Annotated in this window: 17 protein-coding genes and 1 tRNA gene; 9 read left to right on the plus strand and 9 right to left on the minus strand. The window is 49.2% G+C overall.

Annotation, left to right across the window (positions count from 1 at the left end):
* The coding region (locus J7382_RS19505; protein ID WP_209070664.1) for a phage integrase N-terminal domain-containing protein at nt 1-787 on the minus strand (787 nt) is incomplete at its 3' end.
* A gap of 988 nt (nt 788-1775) precedes the next feature.
* On the opposite strand from J7382_RS19505, the gene J7382_RS19510 reads away from it, so the two are divergent.
* Together J7382_RS19510 and J7382_RS19515 are read left to right on the plus strand one after the other, a co-directional pair.
* Nucleotides 1776-2102 carry a type II toxin-antitoxin system RelE/ParE family toxin gene (locus J7382_RS19510; protein WP_247745134.1) on the plus strand — a complete coding sequence of 109 codons (327 nt, stop codon included), beginning with the start codon at nt 1776-1778 and terminating at the stop codon, nt 2100-2102.
* Nucleotides 2102-2431: a transcriptional regulator gene (locus tag J7382_RS19515; RefSeq protein WP_209070665.1), complete on the plus strand. Its 330-nt coding sequence runs from the start codon at nt 2102-2104 to the stop codon at nt 2429-2431. The genes J7382_RS19510 and J7382_RS19515 overlap by 1 nt, the downstream gene beginning before the upstream one ends.
* 156 nt (nt 2432-2587) lie before the next feature.
* On the opposite strand, the gene J7382_RS19520 is transcribed toward J7382_RS19515, so the two are convergent.
* Both J7382_RS19520 and J7382_RS19525 read right to left on the minus strand, forming a co-directional pair.
* Entirely contained in the window at nt 2588-4198 is a 1611-nt protein-coding gene (locus J7382_RS19520; RefSeq protein ID WP_209070666.1) for a hypothetical protein, read from the minus strand.
* A gap of 32 nt (nt 4199-4230) precedes the next feature.
* Nucleotides 4231-5631 (minus strand): hypothetical protein, encoded by a 1401-nt coding sequence (locus tag J7382_RS19525; RefSeq protein ID WP_209070667.1) that lies wholly within the window; start codon nt 5629-5631, stop codon nt 4231-4233.
* A gap of 175 nt (nt 5632-5806) precedes the next feature.
* Between J7382_RS19525 and J7382_RS19530 the strand changes: the two genes are divergently transcribed.
* The 5 genes from J7382_RS19530 (at nt 5807) to J7382_RS19550 (ending at nt 9486) form a co-directional block, all read left to right on the plus strand.
* Complete coding sequence (locus J7382_RS19530) at nt 5807-6355, plus strand: recombinase family protein (RefSeq protein ID WP_209070668.1); 549 nt, start codon at nt 5807-5809, stop codon at nt 6353-6355.
* A gap of 524 nt (nt 6356-6879) precedes the next feature.
* Nucleotides 6880-7395, plus strand: coding sequence for a hypothetical protein (locus J7382_RS19535; protein WP_209070669.1), 516 nt, complete (start codon nt 6880-6882; stop codon nt 7393-7395).
* A 73-nt stretch (nt 7396-7468) separates the two neighbouring features.
* The gene (locus J7382_RS19540; RefSeq protein WP_209070670.1) at nt 7469-8302 is read left to right on the plus strand and encodes an alpha/beta hydrolase; all 834 of its coding nucleotides are present in this window, start codon (nt 7469-7471) and stop codon (nt 8300-8302) included.
* Nucleotides 8303-8582: 280 nt separating this feature from the next.
* Nucleotides 8583-9242, plus strand: a complete 660-nt coding sequence (locus J7382_RS19545) for an AAA family ATPase (protein ID WP_209070671.1) — start codon at nt 8583-8585, stop codon at nt 9240-9242.
* A complete protein-coding gene (locus tag J7382_RS19550) occupies nt 9220-9486 on the plus strand; it encodes a hypothetical protein (protein WP_209070672.1) in 267 nt (88 codons plus the stop codon). The genes J7382_RS19545 and J7382_RS19550 overlap by 23 nt, the downstream gene beginning before the upstream one ends.
* Nucleotides 9487-9522: 36 nt before the next feature.
* Here the strand turns inward: J7382_RS19550 and J7382_RS19555 are convergent, their stop codons facing one another.
* From J7382_RS19555 to J7382_RS19570, 4 genes are all read right to left on the minus strand, one after another.
* Nucleotides 9523-10545, minus strand: coding sequence for a replication initiator protein A (locus tag J7382_RS19555; protein ID WP_209070673.1), 1023 nt, complete (start codon nt 10543-10545; stop codon nt 9523-9525).
* Between the two features lie 506 nt (nt 10546-11051).
* The gene (locus J7382_RS19560; protein ID WP_209070674.1) at nt 11052-11360 is read right to left on the minus strand and encodes a hypothetical protein; all 309 of its coding nucleotides are present in this window, start codon (nt 11358-11360) and stop codon (nt 11052-11054) included.
* A 2-nt stretch (nt 11361-11362) separates the two neighbouring features.
* Nucleotides 11363-12388, minus strand: a complete 1026-nt coding sequence (locus tag J7382_RS19565) for a type IV secretory system conjugative DNA transfer family protein (protein ID WP_209070675.1) — start codon at nt 12386-12388, stop codon at nt 11363-11365.
* Nucleotides 12288-13121 carry a type IV secretory system conjugative DNA transfer family protein gene (locus J7382_RS19570; RefSeq protein ID WP_209070676.1) on the minus strand — a complete coding sequence of 278 codons (834 nt, stop codon included), beginning with the start codon at nt 13119-13121 and terminating at the stop codon, nt 12288-12290. The genes J7382_RS19565 and J7382_RS19570 overlap by 101 nt, the downstream gene beginning before the upstream one ends.
* Nucleotides 13122-13324: 203 nt before the next feature.
* Here J7382_RS19570 and J7382_RS19575 point away from each other — a divergent pair, with 203 nt between their 5' ends.
* Entirely contained in the window at nt 13325-14188 is an 864-nt protein-coding gene (locus tag J7382_RS19575; protein WP_209070677.1) for a MobA/MobL family protein, read from the plus strand.
* Nucleotides 14189-14291: 103 nt separating this feature from the next.
* Here the strand turns inward: J7382_RS19575 and J7382_RS19580 are convergent.
* A tRNA-OTHER gene (locus J7382_RS19580) sits at nt 14292-14396 on the minus strand.
* Nucleotides 14387-14827, minus strand: a complete 441-nt coding sequence (locus J7382_RS19585; protein WP_209070678.1) for a helix-turn-helix domain-containing protein — start codon at nt 14825-14827, stop codon at nt 14387-14389. The genes J7382_RS19580 and J7382_RS19585 overlap by 10 nt, the downstream gene beginning before the upstream one ends.
* Before the next feature lie 304 nt (nt 14828-15131).
* Here J7382_RS19585 and J7382_RS19590 point away from each other — a divergent pair.
* A partial coding sequence (locus tag J7382_RS19590) for a hypothetical protein (protein ID WP_209070679.1) occupies nt 15132-15635 on the plus strand: 504 nt, incomplete at its 3' end.

Raw genomic sequence — 15635 nt, forward strand, 5'->3', positions numbered from 1 at the left:
TCCCGCCTGCCTTGGGGCATGGGCGCCCTGTAAGGGCCTTGTAGCGCCACTGTGCGTAGCCATGGCGCAACCCGTGCAGGTTGCTCATGCCCGCCTTCAAAGCTTGATACTCAAACGCCTTGCGGTGATCGATATAGCGCTTATCCTCTGGGATAAGACTACCATCGCCTACAGTCTCTCTTACCTCGTTTAAAAGGGCTCTGTGGCGCTCTGTGTGAATTGGTATCTCACGATACCGCCCACCCTTCGTCCAGCTAGGCTTGAGGGCGATTTTATCGCCCTTGTCGGCAAGCCGAGGCTGGAACTTTAAAGCCTCTTCCACCCGCAGCCCGAATGCAGCAGCCATTCGCACGGCAAGCTGCATTCGCTTGCACGGGAGTTGGCCCACTTTGTCGAGGTTCAGGCGCTGTGCTTTGTTCTCTGTAGATGTGCTGCGCCGCTCGATGCCGTAGGCATCATTTGAGCGATGCACAACAGATGCTTTGTTGACGCTCTTTGCCCACCAACGCAGCGTTGACATGCGGTTTTTGATAACACCCGCGCTCAGGTCTTTTGACTTCCAGTCCTTGACCAAGCGTTCAACGTGTTTGGGCTTCAGGCTACGTGCCGAAGGCAGGCGAAAGCCCATCCCCTTCAGATCACGCGCCATGGCTTGCACCATGCGTGCTCGATCTGTTTGCGTTTGTCGTGACCCAGTGCGGTCGCTCAGGGTCATTTTCTTCAGGTCAAATGCCAATGCGTCCATCGCATCAGTCTTTCTTTGGTTTATCTTTGGTGCCGTTTTCATGGTGAGTGAAAGTGGCCTGCTGAGATGCCATAGCATGGTCAGCCCGCACCAAGTGCGGAAGCAGCCGAATTACTTAGATAGCTAGTCCTTTCGTTTGCTTACTTGGTTCCTACAGTTTGTGTTGCGGCCAACTGGGCCGTGTCGCTTCAGCCGTCATTGGCAGGCAATGCAATTTCCTCTCTGTTTGTCTCTCGCGGACACCGCCCGCTGTGCCTGTTGGTCTGTTTCGGGTCGGTTGGTCTTGGGCGCTTTCTCGCCTCTATCGTCATGGTTCATTTGGTTCAGTCCTTTCATGGGAAATGGGATGGTACGCTTTAGCGGGGTACAATGTTGCGCACGTGCGAGGGTCAGCCTATTGCCCAACAATAGCGCCTGTCGTCACGTGCCAATCACTTATGAAAGTGAGCCTTAAATCCGCTTCTGACATGGGGTTTCTGTCGCCGTCACGTCCGAACTAAATTCGCTCGTGACGGCTCCGCCGAGAATGGCCGTACCGCCCATAGGGGTATACCCCTACAGGGCTACGCCCCTACCCCAAGCCCTTCGGGCTGTGACTTGGAAAGTCACGAGATGCTTACGCATCTGCCAATCACAGATTGACGGTTTCGCTATAAACGCAGCCTGAAATCATACTTGCAGCATGATAGCGAACTGCGTCCGCAGGCCTACTTATAGCTCAACCAAGCGCGGTACCCGCACTGGCGCTATCGCGCCCATTCTGACTGCTGACTTCCTCTGAAACCGTGAAGGATATCCGCGCTTATTCCAACTTCCTGTAAACAGGAAGCCGGAACCTTGGCCGCGCTTGACTGGCTTTTTGTGTCCGCCTCCCTACGGTCGCCATTCCGCCCAGTTTGATAAACTGGTCAGAACGGTGAAGCTTAGGGACACAACAGCCCGTCAATATCCTTCCGCACCACTTTCAGAGGGTGTCAGGCAGAGAAAAAAGTTGCTTTTATGGTAACACATACGTTACTATATTCTAGAAATGAAGATAGTAGAATACCTTAACGAAGCTGACCAAAGTCCATTTTCAGATTGGTTTGGATCGCTGGATGCGCAAGCCGCAGCAAAGGTTACTATCGCCATTGCCCGCATGGAGGCTGGCGCTATGTCTAGCGTCAAAAGTGTTGGTGGGGGCGTTGCAGAGTATCGCATCCATTGGGGTGCTGGGTACCGTATCTACTTTGGGCGAGATGGTGATGAGTGGGTTATTCTACTAGCTGGCGGCACAAAGCGCCGACAGCAGAGAGACATCGAGGACGCTCAACGACGTTGGGCCGATTATAAGAAACGAAAGAAGGAGGGTAAATGATGCCTTTGACACGTGAGTTTAAGGAGACTGTAAAAGCCCGCGTCGAAGCTGACGCGGAGTTTCGTGCTGCCCTGCTTTCAGAGGCGGTCGAAGCGTTGCTTGAAGGTGATGTAGACACGGGCAAGGTCGTCTTGCGCGACTACATCAACGCAACTGTGGGGTTTGAGGGGCTGGCTGAGGACATCGGTAAGCAACCTAAGAGCCTGATGCGTATGTTGAGCGAAGCCGGAAACCCCAGCGCAACAAATCTGTTTGCGATGATCAGCCAGTTGCAGAAAGCGACAGGTATTCAGCTTCATGTGCAAGCGGGTAGTGCTACCACTGCTTAAGCTGCGTTCTAAGGGCTTCATGTGTTTGGAGTTTAGTGCGCCCAATTGCGTTTATGTGCGATAATCTGGAAGCTGTACGGCCGTCCTTACAGCTCCATTGAACATAGATTTGCAAGGACGACCGGACCGTGTGCTTATTACTTCAAGGAAAGAGGTCTAGAAGGAATAATTTGATGCATTACCAATATCTAGCGTGGTTGTCCCACCTTCGATATCTGTAATGATGACCTCGTATGCGTAGTTAGCCTCATTCTGTTTCAACCCATTCATGTGGCCCTTTGTGTCGGCAGCCCAATTGTCGCAACCAGTCCAATTTCCTCTCCAACAGTAGGAGTGTGCACTGTGGGTTGAACTCCATACAGGTTGAAAGCTCACCACGCTATTAGATATTAGGTTTGCAATGCTGTCCGCGTCTAGAAGACGAAGTGGGTTGCCGTTTCTGGTCAGTTCAAGAGTACGAATAAGACGCTGATTTCGGATAGTGATTGTTGGCCAGTACGCAGCGCCAAAATGTACAACTTCACCGTGACTGTCGTAGTAGTGATTATGTGCGCGAGCGTTCCAGCCACCATTCTCAGCCAGTATCACATCGACATAATGCAAGGTTCTACTGTCGATCGGGGTTTCTTCGACAGGGCAAGTCACTTCGGGGCTTTCAAAACAACTACGTGCATTATCTGCAAGGCTACTAAGCAAGCTAATTAGGCTTTCTTTTTCCTTCAGTAGCTTCGCTTCGCTTCCATCCTTGAAAGATGCCAGCCCTTTTTCCACATCGCTTTGTAAATCTTCGAGTGTGAAGTACCGGCGCACAATTCGATCAGCTTGAGACTTGAGATGGTCAAGAGAAGCGTATGCTCTTCCAATGTAGCGCCAGTCGGACTCTTCATCCACGTCGAAGAAGTTTGATATCGCATCAGCAGAAAATCGAAAGATAGGGGCATTCTCAAATGCGATTTCGTCCAGCGCTTCTTCCACTTTGGCTCTAACTGAGGTGATGTCTCCTGGCTCAATGGTCAAAAAATCTGCAAGTGTTCCGCTAGTATCTGCAACTCCATCTTGAAACAGGTAAACATCTAGGGTGGTTGATTGGTCAATGCTCTTTGCTTCTTGCAGCAAGTTGACAGACGCATTGCCCGAGCTCCCGGCTGAACTGGCAGCGACGGTGACAGCGGCCTCAATCCGTTTTCGTGAGGAAGCTTGGGAAAACCGGAACACGTAGAGCACGCTAACCGTGCTTCTTTTCCTGACAGACGTTACAATAGATCGCCCGCATCTTTTGTAGAAGGCTTCAGGGTCTCCTTCGCTGTTAGCTTGTTCAATGCGTTCATTCCCAATTGCATTTAAAGTCGCATCTTCAAGAAGTTGAGCGGAGTATTCACGTGTACCTAAAACGCTGTAGGCAACTGATCTGTTTGTGTTGAATGCTTCTCTCAATGTCTCAAGGGATGCATCCGCTTTTACCGTCGCCAAGCCGAATGAGGTGGATCCACTGGCGGTAATTTTGATGCCGGACTTTTCCTCGAGTTCAGAAAAGCTCTGTATCAATTTTTCCTGAAGGGTGTTCGTCGCGCTTGGTGCGCGCGCGGGCACAGTACTGTCAAAACATGATGATAGGGCGGCACGGGAGAAAGGAGAATATGGGTTCCAAGTAGCGCCTAGAGAAACCTGCATGTCTGGTTCGAAGTCAAAGGTTTCGCTAAGTGCTGATTGGCCGATGGATAGGCCAAACATAACCGTTGCCCCCATTCTTAATAGCTTCTTGTACATCTCTATATCTCCGTTTGAGTGCTAAAAATGATTTAATGGTCATATAGGCGGATTAGTGTATGGAGGGGGTGATCCTTGCGAGCGTTGAAGTATGTTTGAAACATACCAATCATCGGCCGATCACCGTACTGGTTGTACATGTGGTTATAGAATATCGCATATGACTTATTGATCTCTGGGAGGTCCCTCTGCGCAAAAATTTCTGCGCGCATCATTCCAAGTATTTTACCGCTTGTGCTTTCCGGGTCCCTGTTTTGAGTGATGTAAAGTCCACCAACAATCTCCGCTAAGCTTGGAAATGAAACAGGCTGGTTGACTGCGGCAGATACTAGACCTTGAAATTTGGGTGTGCGGTATGAGTCAAAAACGGCTTTAGTTGAAGAGGCCGAATGCCATTCTCCGTGAGTGCAAACGTCACCGATATTTCCATCTTGTCGCCAAGATCGGTTATCAAACAACCATCCGTACTCAAGACCCCTTTCGTAGATTTCCTTTGCAAAGCCTAGTTCGTAGTCAAATGCGTAATCCAGTATGATCAATCCCGTCATTTCGTCTCTAGAAAAAATACGTGTGCACTGGATATCGCGGTCAACAAACTTGTCTTCAGGAACTCTCACAAACAAACCGGGAGCTACTCTCAGTTTTTCTATGGCACTCAGGACCCATGCCTTCAGATCGCGTCTGCGATCCCCTGTTAGTAAGCCAAGTTGTTTTAGGAGGAATATGTACTCTGAGGTAAATAAGGTCGGGTTTTCATTGTCGTTTTTTGGTTGATTGGTCTGATAGATGTTTAGGAAACCATGCCTATTGCGCCATTCATTGTTGATTTTATTGATGGCGCTTTCTGCAAGTAGTTTTTCTTCTTGGGTAAGTGACGACCGAGGAACGTAGAGGACGTGATATGGTGAGTTGAAGTATGTGCCAAGGTCCCCAAACTCATTGTCATGCACTATTTGTGCTTGGCCTCCATACCCAAATCGGCACTCCAAACCGCTCAGTTCGCCAGGATGCATGCCTTTTTCCATGAAGATTAATTCTCTCATTTTTGCTCTGCAAATGAACAGGGGCGATCCATCTGACATGCCGTCAAAAAAGCGTTTCGTTGCGGGGGGTTTTGCATCGTTTATGCCTTCCCAGGAGTACTGGGCGTCATTCTGTTTTGCGAGTATACCAACTGTTGCAGTGGCGAGTTCGCGCCCGGCTGAAACGATATTGCATTGCTGATCAACAAGCTTTCCTGGTCGCAAGAAACCGGAAGAGTCTTTTCCTTTGCAGACACTCAGTGCCGAGCGCCCCCCTTCCTCCCATCCGCCTTCAATAGCAACTGCTTGGTCGCTTGGTTGTCTGACCCACTTGATTGACTCGGAGTGGACATCCGTTCCAGTTATCAACAAGTTGCTTGCTAGAATTAAGAAAAACTTCAAAACACGCATGGCTGAGTAAGATCTCATCGGTACACCTTTGGGCAGATTAGCGCATTTTCTGAAAACTAGGGGAATTTTTGCTCGGTACTGAGGTGTCGCGAAATTCATTACTTTTGCAACACCCCTACACCCCTTTCATTTTCAATGACTTGGATGTTGCAAAAATCCGTTGCAAAATTCAGGCATGAAAATTGGATATGCCCGCGTTAGCACCCAACAGCAAAACATAGATCGACAGGTTGCAGCCCTGAAGGCTGAAGGTTGTGAACTGATCTACCAAGAGAAAGCCAGCGGAAAGAGCACAAGAAGCCGCCCAGAGCTCCAAAAGGCACTTTCTGCCCTGAAGGCTGATGATGTGTTTATTGTTGCTGAGTGGGACAGAGCTACACGTAGCTATGTGGATGGTTTGGATATCATGGCAGATATTGGTGACCGTGGCGCTTTACTGAAGGTCTTAGACCGGCCCCTGTTCGATCTGACAACCCCCATGGGAAAAGCCATGCTTGGCTTTTTGTCAGCCATCGCCCAAGACGAACGGGAGCGCCGCCTGTCTCAGGCGGAACAGGGCCGTAAGAGAGCACGGAAAAACGGGGTGAAATTTGGTAGGCCTTCTGTCCTATCGCCACACCAAAAAAGGGAGGCGGAACGCCTACGAGCTGAAGGCCAAAGCCTTCGCGAGATCGGAGCCCTTTTTAATGTCAGTGCCAGCACTATTTCACGGTTGTTGAAGTAGATAGGTATTTGAGCCGCATCCCCGAGCGTTGACGCTCTGCTGAGTTTGCAAGGGTTCTACAAGAGCTTTCGCCAATGGGTGTAGTCGGAGGTTGGGTATGTGAATTGGCTGCCCGCTTTCCTAAGGTTGCGATATGTTGAAACACTTGGGCCAGCTATCCTGAAAGCGTTGCTAGCTTCGTAAAGGCGGCGGGTGGAAGTTGCCGAGCGATAGCTAAGGACATGGGGGTTACTCACTCCACAGTACGATATGAGAAAAAGTTTTAAATAAAATCAATAGCTTAGGTGTATTTACCTAAAATCACTCAAGGAATACTCTTGAAATGAGTAATATGTACTCATTATATGGTGAGGACGGCACCAGAAGGTGTGCGCGCGATTTGATCGTGCCTTGCCCCACCGACGGAGAGGTTTCGATGACAGAAAACAAAAATGAGCAAGAGGTAAAACCTCCAAAGCGACTAGTCTCGCAGCGAGAGCTGCCGATTGAAGAATGGTTCACTGACGTTGATGTGGACTTTGACGATGACGACCCAACCCCCCCACCCATTCGTGGGCGACCAAGACGATCAAGGAAAGACCTTCCGCCAGTACGCTATTTATCTGCAAGATGAAAACCTGCGATGGCTTACCAATGAAATATGTAAACGGAGAAACAGTATGATGCCCGAACCAGTTAAAGAACCGAAGGTTCGTATTCAGCTTGATCTAACTCCGAAGCAAGCCGAACGCTTCGATAATCTAATACACTATTGCGATCTTGGTTCTCGTAAGGAGTTGTTCAATGTGGCGATGTCCTTGTTCTATTGGGCAACGCAAGAAGCGAGCAAAGGCCGAAAGATTGCATCCTACGACGAGAGGACTGACCATGTCGAAACTATTGTCGTGCCTGCACTGGACGGTGTTGCCGTTCATGTCGCTAACGAGGGAGCGAGGGTTCCAAGTACTGCCGCTACAGACATTGGCAGTAAAAGAACCGACCGGCCACACTTTGGCTTAGTGGGGCAAGGAGGAGAAGCACTTGTCGCATCCAGTGACTGAATGTTTGCTTCTTGCTTCACAACTGTGAGTTAAGGAAGTATCTTCGCCCTAGCATTTGTTAGGGCGAAGATTGATGACGACTATTGAGGCTAGACCCCTCGAAGAAGCATTTGATGTCGAAATAGAATTTGAAGAAACCGACGATGACAATGGCTTAACGCGATCGGACGTTACACCGGTTGTAGTGTTTCTGCTACCGGGCATAAACTCGTCAAAAAGCTGGGCAAGCGTATTCCATAATTTTTCAAACTCGCCAACAGCAAGACAGTTAATCACCGAAACAGTCAGTGGACCAAGTGATCTTGATACAGTTGATCTGGTATTTCGCTTTAGACTGAAGAGCTTTCGGCGTGACTATGTACATCAAATCACCGCGGCTCTCGACAAGCATAAAGCTGAACATCCCAGTTTGGATGTTGCATTAGTTTGTCACAGTATGGGGTCAGCCATTTTTGCTGATATTGTTGAAGATATAGCATCGTATAGTGACAAAAATCCCAACATTGAGTTTCATCACGTGATTTTCTTGGGCAGCGTGTGCAAAAGAACTCACAACCTAAATCTAGGTAAATTCTGCAAGCGGTTGGTCAATGATGTGGGCGAGAGGGATTTTTGGCCCATCGCTGCTTGGTTTGTAAATCCGTTGAAGTATGATCCTGTTGGCCGATTTGGGTTTCATCGAACGATGGTTACCGACCGCATATTTCCCGAAAATGACCATTCGAGCTGTGTGGGCGATGACCACCTTCGAACGTGGGTTCTACCCGTAGTCGAAGATGGGATAATTCGGAAACCTGAATTTAGGCGTACATCAAGCCCATACAATTTGGTCAGGCTTTTACACGCGGTATTTTGGGGATTGCTAGTTTGCCTTGGCGCTTTGACACTCTTTTCGATTGTTATGTAGAGAACCATATGCGCCAGCATATGAAGGCCTAAGTACCTCTCAGGTACTATGCGAAAATCAGGTACAAAAGGTCTATCCGGCGAGAGGATGTAATCCTACGTGTGTTTAGGAAACAGGATAAAGCACATGGCATGCCTGCCGACGTGATTTCACTCAGGTTACAGGGGCATACCCCTATACCGTGATGCAGTTATGACGCTATGCCCCTGTAAAGGTGAAGGGGTATAGGGACATGGGGGCATAACTCTGCTACATTTGAAAAAAACAAAGAGCAGACCCTATGAAAACAGTAGCTTTTGTGACCCAAAAAGGGGGCGCAGGGAAAACAACTCTTGCATCAGCTTTGGCTGTGGCAGCGCATGAGGCAGGGGAAAAGGTCGTCATCCTCGATCTAGACCCACAAGAGTCTTTGACTATGTGGGGCGACCGGAGAGATGCTGAGTTTCCCGCATATGACACAGTCGGGCCAGAGCAAATCAAACGCCTGCCTGAAATCATTCCAGCGCTTAAGAGGCAGGGCTACACCCTCGTAATTCTCGATACGGCTGGGATTGATGGCACAGCAACTCACGCAGCCATGACGGTTGCCGATCTGTGCCTCATTCCAACACGTCCGATGGCGATCGACATTCGAGCGATTAAAGAGACGTTTGAGGCGGCTGTTCGTTTGGGCAAAGAGTATGCGTTTGTATTGAATAGCTGCCCAACGCAACCAAACAATCCAAGAGCTCAAGAAGCCGCTACCGCGCTTGAAATGTGGGGGGTTCTTGCGGAGCCAATGATTGTGCAGAGAGTGGCTTACGGTGATGCATTTGCAGAGAGCCTAGGCGTCACGGAATACGAACCTGAAGGCAAAGCCGCACAGGAGATGCGAGGCCTTTGGGAGTGGATGAAAAACAAAATGGAAGGCAAGAAGAATGGCAAGAAGAGCATTATCTGAGACACTGGGCCTTGATGAAGTGCAGAAAGAGGCGGAGCCAACAAAAGTTGTGCCTATCGCACATGAAGCGAAGTCAGAGAAACCTGTAAAATCGAGCCTATACCTTCCGCCCAAGGCATTGCGTAAGCTCAAAGAGCTCGCATTGTCGAAAGATTGCAAGGTGCACGATCTTTACATTCAAGGCATTGACCATGTCTTGAAAAGCGAAGGTTTTCCAACAGTTAAAGAGTTCTCTGGAAAATAGAGTTATAGGGGTTTACCCCTATAAATCCGCGCAACTTCAAGCCTTGCCGTGCTTTTTGAAGTATGAACGGCAGAAGCCTAAGAACGCTTTGTCAGGATTGTTTGGAGGGTCCATACCCTTTGCGTTCATCCATGAGCGCCATTCCTGTTCTAAGAAATACACATCCCATGTGGGTGCCTCTTCCCGAGCTTTAGCAAAGGTTTCTGTCTGCAGCATTAGGCGGCCAGAAATGACTTTGTGCGTGACATGCTTGCGATTTCTGAAGATCAACATCTCCCGCGTCTCATCTTCATACTGAACAGAGTAGTCGGGTAGGTGGTCAGCCTCCATAATCGGCTGAAGGAGCTGACGAAACTTTTTCAGAGTGGTTTGAGATCCGGTTTTTTTGAGCAGCAGTCTGATGGAAACTTTCCACTGTTTTTGAGCTCCGCAATGCTTGCGTACGATCTCATAAACACGCCTTTCAATGGGCTTCCGTAGGCGGAAGTAGTCTGGGTGGAGTGTAAGTACCTCATTGGCTTCAATGGCGTTAAATAGCCAATCTGATAGGGTAATGCTCCAATCTGTAACTTCACCACTCTTTAGCTTCCTGCGAATGCGACTCTTTTCGATCAATCCAAAGGTATCGGTTTGTTCCACGCCACCTGTGACAATGTCTGTGGTAATTGTTGTACCTCGCAGCCGTTTTAGAGCTGCCCTTAGCCCTTCGTAGGATTGACCATTGGTCATACGGTTCGAGAACCTCAAGAAGTCCAGCGCATTAAATGAAACTTCTCGACTGTACGGCAAACCTTGGTTCTTGGCCTCCATGATCTGACTGATTGCAAAGATTAGAACGTCTTTGTCGTATATGGTCGCGAGGCCTACAACACTGGGTGTTATCTCCACACGATTGCCGTTGTGCTCGTACACACGAGGTGTTGTGTCGGGCTTTGTTGACAGAGCAAAAATGGGGTGCTCCATCGAAGCGCTATCATCTTTGAGTGGGACGTCACCGAGATCGCACAAAAACAGCTCCCCTTGAGGGTGACGGACTGGAAGCAACTGCTTTTCACGCATGATGTCTCGCTCTGTTTGAGTCGATATTTCAGGTACCACTGTGTTATACTGTCGATATTTCAGGTACCGGTCAAACCATTCGATATTTCAGGTACCATTTTGGTGCAACTTTTGCAGGCAGTTTTTCGATATTTCAGGTACCATCTGTCGATATTTCAGGTACCTTTTTTCGATATTTCAGGTACCTTGTGGTAAATTTATTTGAATGGTTTCAGATATTTATTGCCATTCCTAGCAAGCTTAACACCTATCTAACACCTATTTAACACACACATAAGCAAAGTAACCTGTGGATAACTTCAAAAATCTCACCAAAATCCACGAAAACAGCAAAGGGGGTCTCATTGCCGACCCCTTAACCCCCCGCTAGGATACTTCAGGACGAATGAAGAAATGTCCGTCCAAAATTTTGATCTTTAGAAACAACTGGGTTAAAATGAACCTACGGTACAGGCTGGGAAGCCGATGGCCGTGACGGATGAAGGGGAGGGCTTAGCCCTCCTTTTCTACTTTTTTCTGATAGCTGTTCCAAAAACATACACGCCGTACGCGGGATATGACGTTCGCCAGTAGTCATTGCCAGCTGGAGTCATCATCGATTTATCGACACTGAACTGACAATTGATCACTTTGTCAGCGCCAAGCTTCTCCGCTTGCAGCCTAAGACTGTCGAGAGCTCCAACCTGAGCAACACCTAAATAGGCCTGAATAATCCCATTATCTTCATCCAACACCGCGCGATCAAAACCATCACCACAAACAGTACCAAGACATTCATATCCTTCTGGAATTTCTGAACCTGTAATCATTTCCATTATCATTTCTCCATTTCTAGTATTTGATAAAACGGCAACTTGCCGAGAAGGGCAGGGTGTTCACCCTGAGAAACAACGATCACGTTATCTCGATAACGCGGCCCAGTAAGATCACTTGCAGTGGCAAGCGGTGTTTTCTCCCCATGGATTAGGGAGTGTCTGTCGCCCAATTGCTTAGAAAGCTGGGCGGCTCCATCTTCCCCAACGTTCATGTAGGAAACGACACCGCAGCTATTGACCATGCCTTCAGCAATGTCGCGACCGTAGGCGTTGTGAAGCTGGCCCATGTACTGAGCAAACAACCAAGTGCGCAGCCCATAGCTACGGCCAACCTCAATGGCTTTTGTGATAGGCTCCATGCGTCCAAGCTGGGGCGCTTCATCCAGAAGCAGCAGAGACTTTACAGCCGTACTTTGGGACTTGTCCGCAGGGGTGAGTGCGGCCACGTGCTGAGCGATGATGACGCGCAGCACAGAGGCGTACATTTCAACCGCTTCCAAAGGAACGCAGAGGTACACGGTCGTTTGTTCCTCGCGTAGCGTTTTGGGGTTCCAATCGCTATGTTTAGTGATCGAGGCTAGGCGGTCATCTTCCCAAATAGACAGATGGCCCCGCATCGTTTCTATGTTGCCTTCAAACATTTTGGGGCTACGCGCCACAAGGGAGGACATAGACTTGCCAGCACGTCTAAGGCCCCCAATGTCGCTGTTTGCCATGACAAGCGTTATGTCTACGAGATCTTCTTCAGAAGCCGCCAAACAATCCATGACAGTTTCCATGGATTTGTTTTCTTCGTGCAGGACGACATAGCAGATAAAAGCGGCTAGCTGGTCGCGAGCGCGGCGTTCCCAATGGGCATCGCCCTTTCCGTCTGGACGGATAAGGGCCGAGGCAAGAACGCCTGAATCGTTCCAAACTTCCATTGGGTCACGGGAGACAAAATCGAGCGGGTTGTAGTGGTGGCTTGTCTGGTATTCGTAGGGGGAGAATGTTGAAAACATCGCCAATGCGCAAATTGGCGGTTTCATCAAAGCACTCGCCCTTGATATCGAGCACAATGGCCGACCCCTGAAAGTATTTCAGAGCAGGCAGCACATGGCATTGTGTTTTGCCAGAACCAGGAGCGGCAATCGTGACCAGGGACTTTTCGCCCTGGTACCACAGGGCATAATCTCCGAGGACACCGAGCAGCAGGTTGTCGTCTTTTGTGGCATCAAAACTGAAGCTTTTGCTTGTGCTGATATCTTGCTCAGAAAACCAGCCTGAGCCCCCGTGTAGAACTTCGTTCAAGAGCTCACCTAATGTTTCGCCTTTATGTCTTTCTAACGCGCTATAGATCAGCCCTAGAGCAGATTCATAGCCCGTCTTTTTGGCTTTAAGAAACCCTTTCTCCTTGAGGACTTTGACCATTGCTTGCGCTTCTCGGTGTTCCTTGGCCCGTGCAAGTGGGCCGTCTTCAGGATCACCGATCCAATGGGTAGAACCAGCCCCGCCGTTATATGCCATGCAAGACATATATCCATTGTAGAATATGTCATTGACCGCGCCCAGCACGTTCAAAATTTCAATCCAGCGTGTGACGAGAATTTCTTTCTCATTCATGCTGAGAACCGAAGAGACGAAGCGCACACAACCCATGGCATCGCCTTTGATTTTTCCTGTGGGCGTGTCGTAGTTTCGATTTATTTCTGCGATTTTCGCAGCGGTTGTTTGGTCAATGATTAGGTCAACAATTCGGTGATGTGGTTCGTTATGTGTCATGTTCAAATTCTACCGTGCTGGGGAAAATCCCCAGACCCCTGCGCCCTTTGCAAGGCCGTGGATACAGCACTATCAGAGATTGCAAGCATTTCTAGATTTTTTGCATGACGTTGCTTTCGCGTGGTTTGTGAATATATTGGTGCTGTATCTTTAGAGCGCACTTATGGGTTTTAGGACAAAACCCGTGGCTCACGCGAGGAAAAATGGCGATATACAGCCTCAATCACAAAGCGATTGGGAAAGCTTCTCAAGACAAGCCGTTCACTTCAGCGGCTCATATCCGCTACATCACCCGCAACAATGCCTGTCGCGAAATCTTAAGCGACAGGATGCCTAACGACCCGCAGAAAGCGCAACGCTGGATGCGGAAGGAAGAAGCTGAAGATCGCAAGAATGCGCGGGTGTGTGACAAAGTAATGATAGCTCTTCCAAAAGAGCTATCCGCTGAAGAGAGAACCGAGCTTGTCAAAGACTTCGCACAGCGTGTGACACAGGGGCAGGCCCCGTGGTTTGCCGCGATCCATGATCGAGGCAAAGACCGAAAAAACCCACATTGCCATTTGGTTTTTCGGGATCGTGACAAGAAAGGCAAACGGTGCCTCTATATGTCTGCTGGGAAGTCAGAACGCGCCCTTCTGGAAGAGAAAGGCATCGATGTCATGACGACAAAGAGAATGCGCGTCATGTGGGAGAAAGCGGCCAACGAGCACCTAGAACGGTGCGGTCATCGTGAACGGATTGACCACCGCTCTCTTGCCGATCAGGGGTTAGAGCGAGAGGCCACCATTCATGAAGGGCCAAAGCTTCGCAAGATGCTTGCCCGTGGCGTTCGACCTGAAAGCAAGGAGGTTCAAATCGGTAATCAGCCGACCGCCAAAACAGACAACAGAACAGTTGATTTTTCCGTCATCGATGAAGGAAAGACACGGCAGGATCGAAACCGAGAAATTGTCAGGGACGCGGCTATGTCGCGTTTGCGGGATCGGCGTAAATCTGAAGAGATTGACCGCCTATCATTTAGAGATCGAGACTTTGGCAGGGATGATGATAGGGAGCGCGGCCGATAGCAATCGGTCCCAGCCATCCCTTCATTTGTCTTAAAATATCCTCGGGGGGTGTGGGGGGCAGACAGCCCCCCACCGCGACTTGAGCCGCTATTTTTTAGGTTTGGTACGACGACGGGACTTGAACCCGCATCTACCTGCCCGTACTTCTCAATTGTCACATCAAGGTTCCGTAGACAGCAGGCGCTCTATCCGCTTGAGCTACGTCGTATTCCGTCGCGCCTTCCGCACCAAGTAGTCAGGGTCGGAAGGGGCTATTTCTTCAAGACGATGAACCAGTGGTTCAGGGTCAAAGATAACGCGTCCGCTATCATCGGTTTCTTTTTTGAGTAGGCCAACCTTCTCAAGGTGTTGCATCGACCGTTGCACCGTGCGTGGTGTAAGACCAATGCGCTGTGCAATAGTTGTCGATCTTGGAAATGGCTTCTGGTCAGGGTACCACCAATGCATCAAAATATTGAGCAGCACGACCAAGTCGGTTGCGGATAGCTCTAGTTTTGATTGGTTCTTCAACAGTAAATCTGGGACCGCCTGAAATCCTGCTACCGCGGCTTCTCCATACTTCGTGTAAATAGGGAGCGCTGCAGCTTCTGCTGGCGAGGGTGTATCCATGTACCCAGAGTATGTTGGTTTCTGTTCCATGTTCTTGCACTTAAGGGACAGCACCTGAATAATCAAGATATCTGTTTAATTTAGCGACACTGATGTCGCAAAATCAATGACACCCATGTCGCAAGAGCCCCAAAATTCCGAATTTTGACGTCGAAATGGAAGAAGTTTTGGCGCTTTCGCGGAAGAAACGACACCTTTTTGACCATTAGGGCTGGCTAATCCAAGGTCACCTAAAACGTCAGCAAAAGCTCTCCGGAACAATGGGTGAACATTGAAGGCGATAACTCAATATAGTATATGTGGTCCCAACGTATACAAAATAAAGAGAGTTGATGTGGTGCAAGAGACGCGAGCAATTGGCAGAAAAGCGGGCAGATCATTGCTGCATAGCGTACGAACAGCCAAAGCGATTGGTCGTGAGCTCAACACTTATGTCACCATAAATTATTGGGAGCTTGGAAGCACTGAAAACTCAATATTTTGGGATTTTGCCAAAACACGCACAGAATGGTTCCTACGATGGTCTCGGTATGCGCCGAAAAAGGGTGGGCAAAGAAACGGCCCGCCGACGTGGACATACGTTCACGAGGCGCCGAACGGCCTTGCCCACACGCACTGGATTGTACATGTGCGACCGGAGAATGCTTGGCGCTTCAAGGCCGCTTTAGAAAAACAACTGAAGAAACAGTTTGGCTTGGATAGATTGCCTTCCGGTGCCCTCCACATTGAGAGCGTCTACAATGGAGAAGGTCTAAAGCTATACTTGGCAAAAGGAATACAGCCTATGTATGGCGATCTTTGGGGTATTAGGCATGAAGACATGGGTAGGATCGCCCAT

Origin of the sequence: Shimia sp. R11_0, from assembly GCF_017744035.1 — a bacterium.
Lineage (GTDB): Bacteria > Pseudomonadota > Alphaproteobacteria > Rhodobacterales > Rhodobacteraceae > Shimia > Shimia marina.